This is a genomic window from Aquimarina latercula DSM 2041, from assembly GCF_000430645.1.
Classification (GTDB): Bacteria; Bacteroidota; Bacteroidia; order Flavobacteriales; family Flavobacteriaceae; genus Aquimarina; species Aquimarina latercula.
The window spans coordinates 1,321,955-1,337,074 of sequence record NZ_KE387185.1; the positions used below are offsets into that span (position 1 = coordinate 1,321,955).

Genomic DNA, 15,120 nt, shown 5'->3' on the forward strand with positions numbered 1-15,120 from the left:
TGAATGGAAAAAATAGCCAATAACATACAGCATCAGTATCATAAAATTTATTCAAAAAGCTTTTCTGATTTTGGGACCATAGAGATACGACCTTTTAGGATATCTGAAGACAGCGAGATATTGCACAAATGGGTAAATATGGACTATGCTATTTTTTGGGGAATGCAAGGGTACGATTTACAACAGGTACGACAAGAATATATAAAATTGATGGAGCCGGAACATTATGATGTTTTTGTAGGTGTTTTTAAAGGTAAACCGGTTTTTGTATTAGAAAGATATAATCCCAAAGAAGATATTATAAGTACACTCTATAGCGTGGAAAAAGGAGACTGTGGGATTCATATCATCGTTGCTCCGCCACGTGTTAAGATCCCAAATTTTACATGGTATTTATTTACGGCTATAATGGATTTTGTGTTTAAAGATTCCTCCGTAAATAGAATCCTAGTAGAACCTGATATCCGTAATAAAAAGATGTTTGCATTATGTCAGCGGATAGGTTTTCAGCTCGATAAAATTATAGAACTCCCAAATAAGACTGCTCAAATAGCATTTTTAGACAAAAAACAATATCAAGATTTTACATCAATTTCAAAAATTAATAAAAGAAGTGCTATGAATACTTTAGACAATGCTGTTTCGCCCCAACAATCTATAGCTCATTTACAACCCGAAGTTTGGGTTAAAGTAAATACTCTTTTTGTAACCAAAGCAATTTGCGAATTTAGTCATGAACTTCTGATCACACCAGTTGTTCTAGAAAAATTAAAGGACGGTTGGAATAGTTATATTTTAAAATCAGATAATCCTACCATTCAATATCAATTTAGCGCAAAACCATTAGCGTTAAACCATTTATATATTGAATCAGGATCGATCAAAAAATATGAAGAAAGTGAATCCGTTGTCATAGACGGTGTTTTATTTATAAAGGAATTTAGAAAACAGCTCGGTATTAAGGATACTCAAATGCCATTATATTTAGAAGAGATCATTAGTACCTTATATGGCAGCGCATTTAAATTTTTAAAAGGTAATCCAACTTCAGAGGAGCTAGCGATCGCCGATTTTCAAACTATTGAACAGTCCATGACAGAGGGACATCCTGGTTTTGTTGCTAATAATGGCCGTATAGGTTTTGATAGTAGTGATTATAGGTCGTATGCTCCCGAAGCTGGTAATTCTTTTTCATTAATATGGTTGGCAGGTCATAAAAGCAGAGCTGTATATGCAGCAACCGAGGTATTATCTTATGATACTTTAATACAGCAAGAATTAGATAATGAGACGATAACATCTTTTGAGACGATTATAAAAAATAAAGGTTTTGATCCGGAAGATTACTTCTTTATTCCTATGCATCCATGGCAATGGTTTAATAAATTAGCTAATATATTTTCGCCAGAACTTGCTACCGGAAACCTAATATGTTTAGGATATGGTCCGGATCAATACCTTGCTCAACAATCTATTAGAACATTATTCAATAAAACGAATCCTAAAAAATTCTATACCAAAACAGCGCTTTCAATTCTAAATATGGGGTTTATGCGCGGGCTTCCGCTGTATTATCTTGGGACTGCTCCTAAAATGGCAGTTTGGTTAGAAGAGTTACTTTATAATGACTCTTATATTCAGGAAACGGGTTTTAGGATGCTAAGTGAGATTGCTTCGATAAGTTATGTGAACCCTTATTTTGAAGAGTTTGGTCCTCACAACGATTATAATAAGATGTTAGCATCCCTTTGGAGAGAAAGCCCCATTGCCAATGTAAATGGAAACCAACAAGCCATGACTATGGCAGCATTGCTGCATGTAGATCAAAATGGAGAAGCTTTATTACCAAAAATTATTGAAAAATCTAGTCTAACTATAACGGATTGGTTGCGTTTATATTTAAAAGCATATTTAAGCCCACTATTGCATTGTTTTTATCATTTTGACCTGGTTTTTATGCCTCATGGAGAGAACATTATCATAGTATTAGAAGATCAAATTCCTGTGAAATCTTTCTTAAAAGATATTACGGAAGAAGCTTGTATTCTAAATCCAGAAGTTGAGCTGCCAGATCATTTAAAACGCATGTATGCTCCAGTTCCAGAAGATGTAAAATTACTTTCAATTTTCACAGATATATTCGACGGTTTTTTCCGATTTATGTCTCATATTTTAGTTGCACATGCTAATTTCAAAGAAGAAGAATTTTGGAAAGTGGTTGCAGATGTAATTCAAGAATATCAGGATCGTTATCCAGAAAAAGAAGCAAAATTTAAGCAATATGATTTATTTGCTCCAGAATTTCAATTGTCTTGTTTAAATAGATTACAACTAAATAATCACAAACAAATGATTGATTTAGATGACCCTGTAGCATTGCTTCAGTTTGCTGGTAAACTAGAGAATCCCATTGCTGCTTTTAGAAAAGATTTAGTAGGTACAACTTCATAATTAAACGAGCATTATGGAAAATACTGAAATCTCACAAAACATAGTTTTTTCAAGAACAATTGAAAATTTTGGAACTATACATTTACGCCATTTAGATTTTGATTATGATATTTCTACTATTCATAAATGGGTAACAAAAGAGTATGCTACATATTGGGGTATGCTAGAAAGTTCTATAGAAGAAGTACGCTCAGAATATTCGGCGCTAGTTTCCAGAAAAGACTATGATGTTTTTATAGGTGTATATAATGGAGTTCCCATCTTTTTAATGGAAAAGTACAAAGCAGCAACAGATAGGATTTCTGACTATTATTCTGCTAAAGATACTGATTACGGCATGCATATTTTGGTAGCGCCATCAGATTATAAAATCACTGGATTTACCTGGAATGTATTTACTACAGTTCTTGAATATTTCTTTGAATTACCCGATGTAGAAAGAATAGTGGTAGAGCCAGATGTTAGAAATCAAAAGATTCATACCCTTAATAAAAAAGCTGGGTTTGTATACCAAAAAGAAATCGAATTACCGGAAAAAACTGCAGCATTAGCTTTTTGTGAACCAGAAGATTATAAAAAAGCCAAAAATGCTTTTAGAGAAAAAATAAAACCAATGACCAACTTAAATATATCTGATTCATTAAGAGTATCTCACGCTCACCTTAATCCATCTAACTGGAAAAGTGTAAATAGAGCTCTTGTAAGCAAAGCAATTAGCGAATTTTCACACGAATTACTTTTTAAACCTCAACAAGAAACAACTAATAAAAAGTGGAATAAATATGTGCTAATTGCCGATACTCCTGGAATAACATATGAATTTACTGCGCAAAAATATAAGCTTGATCATTGGGATATTGATAAAAGCTCTATTATTAAAAAAGTAAATGATATTCAGGTTCCAATCGATGCATTAACGTTTATCGTAGAGTTTGTGTATACCTTAGAAATACCAAAACATTTACTTCCTGTATACTTAGAAGAAATATCTAGTACATTATCCGGTGCTGCGTATAAGAAAGGTCATCATTCATTTTCATCAAGCGAACTAGTAGATAGCTCTTTCCAGGTCATAGAGCATGCAATGACAGAAGGACATCCTTGTTTTGTTGCAAATAACGGAAGAATAGGTTTTGATGGTCAGGATTATTTGCAATATGCTCCAGAAACCAATTTACCTTTTAAAATATATTGGTTAGCGGGTCATAAAAGTAAAACCACTTTTACTTCTGTACACAAATTTGAATACAAATCTTTAATGCGAAAAGAGTTAGGGGTTCAGTTAATTTCAAAATTTAATACCAAATTGGAATCCTTAGGATTAGATACCAGTTCTTATATTTTTATTCCTGTACATCCTTGGCAATGGAATAATAAAATACTTCAGGTATTTGCTGCCGATATTGCGAATCAAAATTTGGTATTCTTAGGTGAAGGTGATGACTATTTCTCTGCTCAGCAATCAATTAGGACACTTTACAATAAAAGCAATCCTGAGAAAATGTATACCAAAACGGCTTTGTCTATTCTAAATATGGGATTTATGAGAGGACTTTCTCCTTCTTATATGAAGAGCACACCACATATTACGGAATGGATAACGGATTTATTAGGTAAGGATGTATATCTAAAGCAAAAAGGTTTCACTATGTTAGGAGAAGTTGCTACCGTTGGTTTCCAGAACACTTTCTATGAAGTGTTAGGAAAAACAAATGCTCATAATAAGATGCTATCAGCTTTATGGAGAGAAAGTCCGCATGCAAAAATAAAGAAGAGTCAACAATTAATGACAATGGCTGCATTGCTTCATTTGGATGGAGATGGTGATTCATTTATAGGAGCATTAATCAAAGCTTCTGTTTGTGATGTCAGTAGTTGGGTCAAAAGATACTTGGACGCATATTTATCACCATTACTACACTGTTTTTATACATATGGGTTTGTTTTTATGCCACACGGAGAAAATATCATTATGGTGTTGGAGAATCATATTCCGGTAAAAATCTTAATGAAAGATATCACAGAAGAAGTGATTGTTTTTAATGAGAAACTGGAATTACCAGAAAAAGTAAAACGATTATATACAGAAACTTCTGATACAATGAAAGTATTATCAATCTTTACAGATGTTTTTGATTGCATTTTTAGATTTCTAACTCCGATTTTAGAAAGAGATCTCCAGTATGCTGAGAATGATTTTTGGCAAGAAGTAGCCTTATGTATTTATTCATATCAAACGGAACATCCAGAATTACAATCAGAGTTTGATCGATATGACCTCTTTGTATCAGAGTTTGATAGGTGTTGCTTAAATAGATTACAACTGAAAAACACTCAACAAATGTTGAATCTAACGGATCCCATGGCTAGCTTAATTCTAGAGGGAACACTAGAAAACCCTATTGCTAAGTTTAAGAAAATAAATTTAAATAATCGAAAGTCTGAACTTATTGAAGATAACTAATATTCATAAAAAATACTTTATGTCAACTATAAAACCAAGTAGAATTTTAGCCATAGATTTTGGAAGAGGATTTAGCGTTATTGCTATGATTATGGTTCATACATTGTGGATTCATGCTAGACAAGATGTGCAATCCGATACTTTTCTAGGACATTTTATTCATTTTGTAGGAAGAGGTACACCAGTTTTTTTGATAACAATGGGAGTATCTTTTATGATATCAAGGAATCAAGATATAAAAAGCGCAGTAAAAAGAGGTATAACGATTCTGGGAGTAGCTTATTTAATGAATTTTCTCAAGTTTTTAGCACCTATACTTATAGGGTTAATGCCTGATAGTTTTATAGCCGCTTACGAATGGGAAATACCCTTGAATTTAGAAGAATACACATATTTATTATTAACAGGTGATATATTACAATTAGCTGGAATATCATTGATTGTATTAGCACTGATCAGAGCATATTTAAAAAATAAATTTATCCTATTAGGGCTAGCTGTTTTAATAGCATTCATATCTCCAGAATTAAGAGGCTTTCAATCAGAAATATTCGGGTTAAACTATATAACTCAATTGTTATGGAGTGATGGTTATTGGGTTTATTTTCCTGTTTTTCCTTGGATATCATTTATATTATTAGGGATGTTTTTTGGGAAATGGTATGTGGAAAAAGGATATGATCAGAATGAGTTATTTAAACGAATGTGTATCGTAGGTTTACTATTTATTGCTGTTGGAGCCCCATTGGTATTTATGAATGAAGCATATCATTTTAATGATTTTTTTCATTTAGGACCTGGGGGAGTAATTTATCTGGCGGGATGGAACTTTACAGTGTTATCAATATTCCATTGGATATTATCGAAAACCAAAGACAATTTCTTATATAAAACTTTCTACTATTGTAGTAAACATGTAACATCATTATATGTGATCCAATGGGTTTTGATTTGTTGGGGAATGGTGATTTTTGGTTTTCAAAGTAAAAGTGAACTCGGTACAATACTATTAATGCCAATATTTATGGGATTAACATTTGTAATTCACTTCTCCGTGGGTAAAATCAGGAATATTTATAGGTCAGGTAAAACAATTCCTAAAGGAAGATTGACATCATAGAAATAGAATGACTACTAGAGAACTGAATTTTCAGTTCTCTAGATTACTACGATACTTTTTTGGAGTAGTTCCTTCTATTTTTTTAAACGCTGCAGTAAAATGTGTAGAGTTTTTATAACCAACTAATTCTGATATCTCATAAATGGGTTTTTTGCTATGTAACAGGAGTTGCCTTGCTTTTTCCATTCGTAATTTGGTAGCATATTCAAAAATTGTTTTGCCAAATAGAGCTTTAAATTCTTTTTTTAATATAAAATCATTTAATCCAATTTCTCTGGATAACTGATGAATTGGATATTGAACAGAAAGATCTGAAGAAATCATATGCTGCACTTGGTATAGCTTCTTTACCAAATTATCAATGGGAGGAATGTTATTAGTTATAATATTAGTAGTTGCAGTGTCTATTTTTAAAGTTACTAATTCAAGGACTTTAGATTCTAAAAATAATCGTTTTAACAACCCTTTCCTTTGATCCGACAAAATTTCGGAAAGAATATTTTGAGTTTTTGAACATAATGGTTTTAAAAATTTGCTTTGTAGTTTTAACAAAGAATGTTTTTCTAAGATATTATATTCTTCATCTAGTTTATGCCTTTTTATAAAATCTGTACTCATTCTAATTTTAACTTCCTTAAGCCGCTTTCTTTTGTGATATGAGATAGAACCTTTTATATTTTCTAGATACAATAGATAACACTCTTGACTTTCGTAGATTAGATCTTTAGTTATTCCTTCAATTTTAATGATCTGCTCGCCTTCAATCAGGAAGGACATTTCTAAGAAATTGTCATAAAGCTTACCTTCTACTATTAGATTTTTTTCTAATAATACATCATAGATAGTAATAGATAGACCTTCAAACTTATGTGTCTGATAATAACCTATACCATATTGAGGTAAGAATTGGAATTTTTTAGTAATAATTCCGCAACGTTCGCCAGAACCTATTAGCTCTGTAACAGTAGATAAGCTAACTGTTTTTTTAGGGTCTTGTATTTCGGTTTTAATTGACGTCTTTTTGCGTCTTTTTTTATCCATAATGCGTCATTTTTCTCTTCCCTTAGATACTAATTTTGCACTTTAAATTTATTTAGACTAATTATAAATAATAAATATTTAGGTCGCAAAAATAAATAAAAAAATGTTACAGTCAGTGGTTATTTTAAAAAGAAAAAATAGTGTCTTTTTGATGCTTTTGATTACTCTATTTTGTCAGAGTCAAGAGGCAATAAAAGGTGTCATTGTGGATCAGAATTCTAATCCGATACCCGAAGCAGCTATCCAAGTAGTAGAATTAGAAAACGTAGGCGTAATTACTAATTTTGATGGAGAATTTACCCTTTCACTTCCAGAAGGAACATATACACTAAAAACTAGTTTTATTGGTTTTCAAACTCGTTTCTATAAGATTACTACGAATGCTTCTAAGGAACAATATATCCGTATTGTTTTAAAACAAAATGTAGAAGAATTAAATGATGTAATTGTTAAAGGGAAAACTGCTGCTCAAAAGGTAAAAGAAAAGGCTTTTGAAGTGGAAGTTATAGAAACCAAAGGATTAAAAAATAGTAGTGTAGATATCAATGCTATTTTAACAACGATACCAGGAGTAAATGTTCGTCAAAGAGGAGGATTAGGGGCTGCGTTTGATTTCTCTTTAAATGGATTATCAGGGAAGCAAGTAAAGTTTTTTATCGATGGTATTCCAATAGAGAATTTTGGGAGCTCTTTATCTCTAAATAATTTTCCTGCTACACTCGTAGAAAGAGCAGAAGTTTTTAAAGGCGTAGTTCCGATACATTTAGGAGCAGATGCACTAGGCGGTGCAGTTAATATTATTACTAATCAACGTAAAAAGGATTTTCTTGATGTGTCTTATGATATAGGATCTTTTAATACACATCGTGCTACTATAAATGGACAACATTATAATAAAAATGGATGGATGTTTCAGTTGTCCTCATTTTATAATTATTCTGATAATAACTATACTATTGATGATATTGAGGTTAGGGATGAATTAGGAAATGATACCGGTATCCGCAGAGATAATGTAGAAAGATTTCATGATGCATATAATTCTCAGATGATACGGATACAAACTGGATTAGTTGATAGATCATACGCAGATAGATTAATTTTAGGTTTTACTGCATCTGCAAACGAAAACGAAATACAGCACCCTATTGATCCGCAGAATCCATTTGGGGAAGTATTTACTGAAAATGATATTATTTCGGGATCTATTGAGTTTGAAAAAAACAATCTTTTTAATGAAAAGTTGAAACTAAAAATTTATGGTGCTCTAACAGAAAATAATGAAAGGGTCGTAGATACTTCTTCTAGGAAATATGATTGGTTTGGAAATTTTATAGAACGAGGAGATCAAACGCTGGGAGAATTTGAAGCCAGTAAGACATTATTTAAGTTTAAAGATAACCTACATTTAATAAACGCATTAGCCACATACACCTTTAATGACGTACATTCTCTAAGCGCTAACTATACCAAAAATTATATTCGCCGTAGAGGAGAAGATGATGCCAGAACTGGAAGAATTGCATTTCGGGACCCTCATATAGTTAATAAAAATATACTTGGTCTTTCTTACGATATTGATCTTTTAGATACACGATGGCGTACTTCTTTTTTTTCTAAAGGATATCTTCTAAACTCAGAAGGAATTTTGGAAGACCTATTTACCAATGTAGAAGAAGATCGGTTTACCAGGTTCGAAAATACTTTTGAAGAACTGGGATATGGCTTTGCTACTACTTATAAAATCCTTGATAATTTTCAGATTAAAGGATCTTTTGAAAAAACATTTAGAATTCCTGAAGGTTATGAGGTATTTGGGGATGGATTTTTATTGAAATCTAATCCAGCGTTATTACCAGAAGAAAGTTACAACGCCAATCTAGGAGCTCTTTTTAATACAGATATTAATGGGTTAAAACTTCAGATTGATACCAATGTATTTTTTAGAGAATCTGAGAATTTTATAGCTATTAGATCCGAAGGAATCTTTTCTAGATACTTCAATACTGCTGATGCTAGAAGTACAGGTGTAGAAGGAGAAATAAGAATGTTGTATGATGCATTCTTTTTGGATCTGAATGCCACCTATCAAAACATCATTGATAGAAATGCTGGAGAAAATGCAGGTGTTGATTTTTTGAAAAATCAACGAATAGCAAATATTCCATATGTATTTGGAAATGCTCGTATTGGAGGTAAATTCAATAATATACTTGCTGTAAATGATCAATTAAACGTTTCCTGGAACACCTATTATGTGCATGATTATCCGCTTACATCTTTTGTAGAAGGAAATCCAGAAGATAGAGATATTATTCCCGAACAAATTTCGCATAATGTAGAGCTTGGATATTCATTTAATGAAGGGCGTTACAACATTGCTGTTTCGGCCAGGAATATCTTGGATGCAAAAATTTATGACAATTTCGAAATACAACAACCCGGAAGAGCCTTTTATGTAAAACTACGATACTATATATCAAATTAAATATTAAACATCAAAAATCATATAAAATGAAAACAATAAAATGGATAAAAAATGTAATGCTACTTTTAGCAATAACCGCAATGGTTATATCATGTAGCAGTGATGATAATGGAGATACACCTATTGATCCGGATCCGGATCCAATTGCAGTATCTAAATATGTTGTAGGATTTGAGGCATTTCCTGTTGGAGATGCAAGTCCTGTGGATTATATTTTGGAATTACCATCATTAGAATCTTTAACAACCGGTGAAATTTCGGTAGAAGGTCAAGGAATTCCATTAAAAGGTTGGAGATTTTTCCACGGAGCAGGTAATACGATATTTACCGCGGGATATTCTGATGATGATACTTGTATTGCTTATCATTTAAATGAAGAGGGAACATTAGAAGAAAAAGCAAATTTTGTTTTTCAATCTACACTAGATAATTATGCAGCATTAGACGAGAACACATTATTGGCTGTGGAATTAACGTATGGAGGGCTTTCTGATAAACGTTTTCATATTGTAAATGCCGAGACGGGTTTATTAGAAAAGATTGAAGAACACCCTGTAGATATCGATATGGGTGATGGAACTGTAGCGAATCCAGGATCTACTCCTTGGGTAACTGGTATGGTACTTAGGGATGGAAAATTATTTGTTTCATATCATAAGTGGTTGGCTGATGGTTCTTTTATTACTCCAGATGTAGATCGTGCTTACGTGGCAGTATTTAACTATCCAGAGTTCGAATTAGAAAAAATAATTGAAGATGATAGAACCAGTCCAATTGGGGTAAACGGTCATAGTACAGGTATTGAACAAACAGAAAATGGAGATATTTATTCTTTCTCTACATCTGCATTGAGTGCTGGTTTTACTGCAGCTTCAAAGCCTTCGGGGATTTTAAGAATTAACAATGGAACCACTGAGTTTGATTCAAGTTATTTCTTTAATGTAGAAGAAGCTATTAATGGCGGAAAGTTGTTCTGGATGGATTATGTCGGTAACGGAAAGGCAATTGCAAGAATAATTGTAGATGACACTAATGGAGCTGGAGAATGGGGTGCATTCTTTAAAAAAGATGTATTTAAAATGGTAGTAATAGATTTAATAAACCAAACTGTTACGGATATAGCTGGAGTGCCAACTCACGGTCATCGATATACGTCTCCTATGTTTGTAGAAGATGGCAAAGCGTATATTAGTAGTTCTACTGATACAGATACGTATGTGTATATAGTAGATCCTGAAACCGCAACTGCAACACAAGGTGCTAAAGTTCTTGGACTAGGACTTAAAGGGATCTTTAAAATTAGTAATTAACTCAACTAGACTCTATGTAAATATGGGTTCTGAGAAATTTCAAAAACTTTTGTTCTGACGCTTATACCCCCATTTGAAGCTCAGAAAGATCAAAGTCAAATTAATAAGTAGTTGTGTTTTATTTAGTGATTTTGTTCAGAGTAAAAGGACTAAGTAGAGGTTTTTCAGACCCATGCATTTAATAAATCCATAAATGACAAGAAAAAAAAGAAATAATAGACGTAAAAGAATTTTACAACTTCATAAAATACTTGGATTAGTTACAGGTGTAGTGCTTTTTATTGTTTCTGTTACTGGTTGTTTATGGGTTTTTAAAGAAGAAATAGAAAGTTTTTATGATGATCATAAATATGTTACCCCTCAAGATCAAGAGTTCTTAGAAGCCTCTATGATTAAAGAATTAGCAGAAAACGTGATTCCTAAAAAGACGATTCATGGGGTTATCTATGGGAAACCAGATGAAGCGATTGAGGTTGTTTTTTATGAAGCAGAACCAGAGATATTTTATCAAAGTGTTTTTTTAAATCCATATTCTGGCGAGTTCATTAAAAGAATAGATAATGATGCAGGTTTTTTTGGATTTATATTAAAAGGACATTTACGACTATGGTTACCTGATGCTATCGGCTCTAGAGTGGTTTCTTATTCCGTATTGCTTTTTTTGATTATCATCATAAGTGGTCTTTTTCTTTGGTGGCCACGAAATAAGAAGAATTGGAAACAAAGATTAAAATTTGATTGGAATAAAAAAACCAGATGGAAAAGGAAAAATTTTGACCTCCATACAGTAACAGGGTTTTATATCTCATCGTTTGGTTTGATATTAGCTTTTACTGGATGTGTGATGGCTTTTAACTGGTTTTATTTTATAGCTTATAAAGCTACAGGTGGCGATAAAGACCCTCGGTTTGTGATTCCAGAGAGCGAACAAGCAATAGTATCCAAGGAAACTACTGGTTTTGAATATGATAAGTTGATTCCTATTTTACAACGTAGCTATAAAGATGCGCATAGTTTTGAATTACATTATCCAGAAAATGATTCTACTTCAATTCTTGTTGAGGTTAGTAATTCAGAAGGATTGTATTATAATATGGATTATCTGTTTTTTGATCAAAATACTTTAGAAGAAATAGAAACAAATAGTATTTATGGTAAATATAAAAATACCAATTTTGCAGATAAAGTAATTCGAATGAATTATGATATCCATATTGGGGCGATCGGAGGAATAGTAGGCAAGATCATTGCCTTTTTAGTGAGCTTAATTTGTGCATCATTACCCGTTAGTGGGATTTTGCTTTGGTATGGAAGAAAGTATAAAGCCAAAACCAGAAACGAGCTTCCTAGAAAACTAGTTAGTGTGAAATAACCGTTATGATTGTTTAGAGATCATATACCAAAGTTTAATTTTTTATGTATCCAAAAAAGGTGACCTATTATAGGGTCACCTTTCTTATTTAATTCAAATATGAGTCTTATTTATCTAAGGCCATTGCAGGTTCTTTTGTATTTGTTTTAACTTCAAACTGATTACTCGTGTTTTTCTCACCACCAGCTTTCAGAGCTTTTTCACCAGCAAAGAACGTTTTATGGTCATCTCCTAAATCTGAGCCTGCCATACGTTGGTGTTTTACACACGATACTCCTTTTCGTATTTCCTGACGTTGAACAGAATCTACATATTCTAACATTCCTCTATCTCCAAAATACCCTGCTACAAGATCATTCATATGTAGTGCAGTCGTATGATATGTTGGTAATGTAATTAGGTGATGAAATACCCCAGCATCACGAGATGCTTCTGCTTGGAACATACGGATCATTTCATCTGCTTTTTTAGACAACTCGGTATTGTCATATTTTACATCCATCAATTCTTCGCGATTATAAGCTGATGTGTCTTCTCCCGCTGCGGTCATAAGATCAAATGCTTGTTGGCGGAAATTGATTGTCCAATTAAAAGATGGCGAATTATTGTAAACTAATTTAGCATTTGGCACCTTTTCCTTTACGCGATTTACCATATGAGCAATTTGCTTGACATTTGGAGTTGGTGTCTCTATCCACAATAAATCTGCACCATTCTCTAAACTTGTAATACAATCTAATACAACACGATCAATATTTGAGCCTTCTTTAAATTTATATAAACCATTAGGTAATCTCACTGGGCGAACTAATTTACCATCACGTTTAAATAATACATCATTTTCATTTACTTCGGTAATTAGAACTTCTTCCGCTTCAACAAAGTCCATATATTGAGAAGCTAGATCACCTTCTTCCATTGATACAGGTAATTTTTGTGTTAAACCAGCACCTTCGGAATCTGTTCTTGCTACAATTACACCTTCTTCTACGCCTAATTCTAAGAAAGCATATCTAAGTGCATTTAGCTTAGCGATAAAATCTTCGTGCGGAACTGTAACTTTACCATCTTGGTGACCACATTGTTTAGCATCGGATACTTGGTTCTCTATTTGTAGTGCACAAGCTCCTGCTTCAATCATTTTTTTGGCTAATAGGTATGTTGCTTCTTCATTACCAAAACCTGCATCAATGTCTGCAATGATTGGTACAACATGTGTTTCAAAATTGTCAATCTCATTCTGCACATCTTCTCCTTGATCTAAACGACGAAAAAGATCATTTAATTCTACGGCATCTGCTTGACGTAAAAAGGTATAGATTTCTTCAATCAACTTAGGAACCGAAGTTTTTTCGTGCATAGATTGATCTGGTAAAGGTCCTAATTCAGAACGTAATGCAGCAACCATCCAACCAGAAAGATATAAATATGTTTTATCGGTAGTGCCTTTATGTTTCTTTACAGCGATCATTTTTTGTTGGGCAACAAAACCATGCCAACAACCTAATGATTGTGTATATTTTACACTGTTAGCGTCATATTCAGCCATATCTTTACGCATAATAGAGGCTGTATATCTGGCAACATCTAATCCTGTTTTAAATCTATTTTGTATAGCAATACGCGCTGCATTTTCTGGGCTTATGGTTGCCCAAGTACTTCCGTGTTTAGCTTTTAGAGTACGTACCGTATCAAGTGCCGAATTATAAGTAGTCATAATGTAATGTTTTATATTTTATTTTAAGGATAAAGTCTTTATTTTGAGTTGTTTGTTTTTTGTAGGCTGTAGACGTACGCATTGTAATCAATCGTGTTATTAATAGCCCAATTGGTAACCAGTGTTTTAGTTTTTACTTGAGATTTCATCTTCTTAGATCTTTTAATTAATAATTCGAATTCTAATTGCTACTTCGTAGCGTCTTCCAGATTCCTTTTTTAGTAATACGATTTACTATTTGTTGTAAATTAATTACAGGACAATATTATAAAAAAGTTTTTGATTAAAAAAGCGAACGTTCGCTAAAAATATTAAAATTCTAAAATTTTAATAGTTCGCAATATGCCTTATTGATTTATTTTAGCACCTATTAAACGATGTTATTTTTTGATTTAATTAATTGATAATCAGATATTAAAACTTGTATCCTTGTGGAAATATGGAGGTGCTTTTATAATTAAAATATGACTTCAATTAATTTTTTAAGATGATGGGATGTTTTAGAAATGATATGAGTTTTTTATGTTTTCTGAAAAATTAAGGGGCTTTTATTGTAATGGTTTACTATAAAAATTCATAAGTTTTGAGATTAGTTATGAGTTGTTTTTACATCTAAATTTTAGGAGCTTTATTTTTTGATCACTAATAATTACACATTAATACTAGTAAAATATATCAGGTTATAGGTCAAGAACATAAACCTAAGATGTTTGATTTTCAATAGAAATTTGATATTCAAAAATTAAAATGGTCTATTATTTTACAATAAAAGGGTAAAACAATAACTTGAATATGGCATAGCCGCATTGCGTCAATGTTTTATAAAATATTTACCGATTTAATTGATTTTTAATGGGAAAAAGCAATCTTGTTTTTTATATATTTGAGAAGCACAATATTACTTATTAATAAACTAACGTAATGATACTACTACTATTCCCCTCTCCCCAAAATACGTGTTCAGATATTCTAAGATCTATGGTTTTTAGACAACACTTTGTTAGGTAGCTTCTTTCTATAAGGATAGAAAGCTATTTGTTTTCAGTGATGTTGTAAAAAAAAGAGTCTAGTGATTTTTACTTCAGAGTGTAGTTTAATATGGTTGTTTCGAAATTTAGATATATAATTATTAATAATAGTTATAATCTAAATTAGTA

The 15,120-nt window shown here is 32.2% G+C and carries 8 protein-coding genes; 6 read left to right on the top strand and 2 right to left on the bottom strand.

The window, feature by feature from the left end:
• The first annotated feature begins 3 nt into the window (after positions 1-3).
• Genes H526_RS0123710 through H526_RS30015 form a run of 3 tightly spaced genes read left to right on the top strand, consistent with a single transcriptional unit; the run spans position 4 to position 6,035 of the window.
• A complete protein-coding gene (locus H526_RS0123710; RefSeq protein ID WP_027395238.1) occupies positions 4-2,451 on the top strand; it encodes a GNAT family N-acetyltransferase in 2,448 nt (815 codons plus the stop codon).
• Positions 2,452-2,464: 13 nt separating this feature from the next.
• Positions 2,465-4,915 carry a GNAT family N-acetyltransferase gene (locus H526_RS30010; RefSeq protein ID WP_051336309.1) on the top strand — a complete coding sequence of 817 codons (2,451 nt, stop codon included), beginning with the start codon at positions 2,465-2,467 and terminating at the stop codon, positions 4,913-4,915.
• A gap of 19 nt (positions 4,916-4,934) precedes the next feature.
• The gene (locus H526_RS30015; RefSeq protein WP_051336310.1) at positions 4,935-6,035 is read left to right on the top strand and encodes a heparan-alpha-glucosaminide N-acetyltransferase domain-containing protein; all 1,101 of its coding nucleotides are present in this window, start codon (positions 4,935-4,937) and stop codon (positions 6,033-6,035) included.
• 30 nt (positions 6,036-6,065) lie between these two features.
• On the opposite strand, the gene H526_RS0123725 is transcribed toward H526_RS30015, so the two are convergent.
• Positions 6,066-7,076, bottom strand: a complete 1,011-nt coding sequence (locus tag H526_RS0123725; protein WP_245591231.1) for a helix-turn-helix transcriptional regulator — start codon at positions 7,074-7,076, stop codon at positions 6,066-6,068.
• 103 nt (positions 7,077-7,179) lie between these two features.
• Here H526_RS0123725 and H526_RS0123730 point away from each other — a divergent pair, with 103 nt between their 5' ends.
• The 3 genes from H526_RS0123730 to H526_RS30020 all read left to right on the top strand — a co-directional run bounded on the left by H526_RS0123730 (position 7,180) and on the right by H526_RS30020 (position 12,246).
• On the top strand, positions 7,180-9,564 hold the full coding sequence (locus H526_RS0123730) for a TonB-dependent receptor (RefSeq protein ID WP_051336311.1): 2,385 nt from the start codon (positions 7,180-7,182) through the stop codon (positions 9,562-9,564).
• A gap of 26 nt (positions 9,565-9,590) precedes the next feature.
• Positions 9,591-10,874 carry a DUF4374 domain-containing protein gene (locus H526_RS0123735; protein WP_027395241.1) on the top strand — a complete coding sequence of 428 codons (1,284 nt, stop codon included), beginning with the start codon at positions 9,591-9,593 and terminating at the stop codon, positions 10,872-10,874.
• Positions 10,875-11,067: 193 nt separating this feature from the next.
• Positions 11,068-12,246: a PepSY-associated TM helix domain-containing protein gene (locus tag H526_RS30020; protein ID WP_035086320.1), complete on the top strand. Its 1,179-nt coding sequence runs from the start codon at positions 11,068-11,070 to the stop codon at positions 12,244-12,246.
• Between the two features lie 106 nt (positions 12,247-12,352).
• Here H526_RS30020 and H526_RS30025 read toward each other — a convergent pair whose 3' ends face one another.
• Positions 12,353-13,963 carry an isocitrate lyase gene (locus H526_RS30025; protein WP_035086323.1) on the bottom strand — a complete coding sequence of 537 codons (1,611 nt, stop codon included), beginning with the start codon at positions 13,961-13,963 and terminating at the stop codon, positions 12,353-12,355.
• Positions 13,964-15,120: the final 1,157 nt, after the last annotated feature.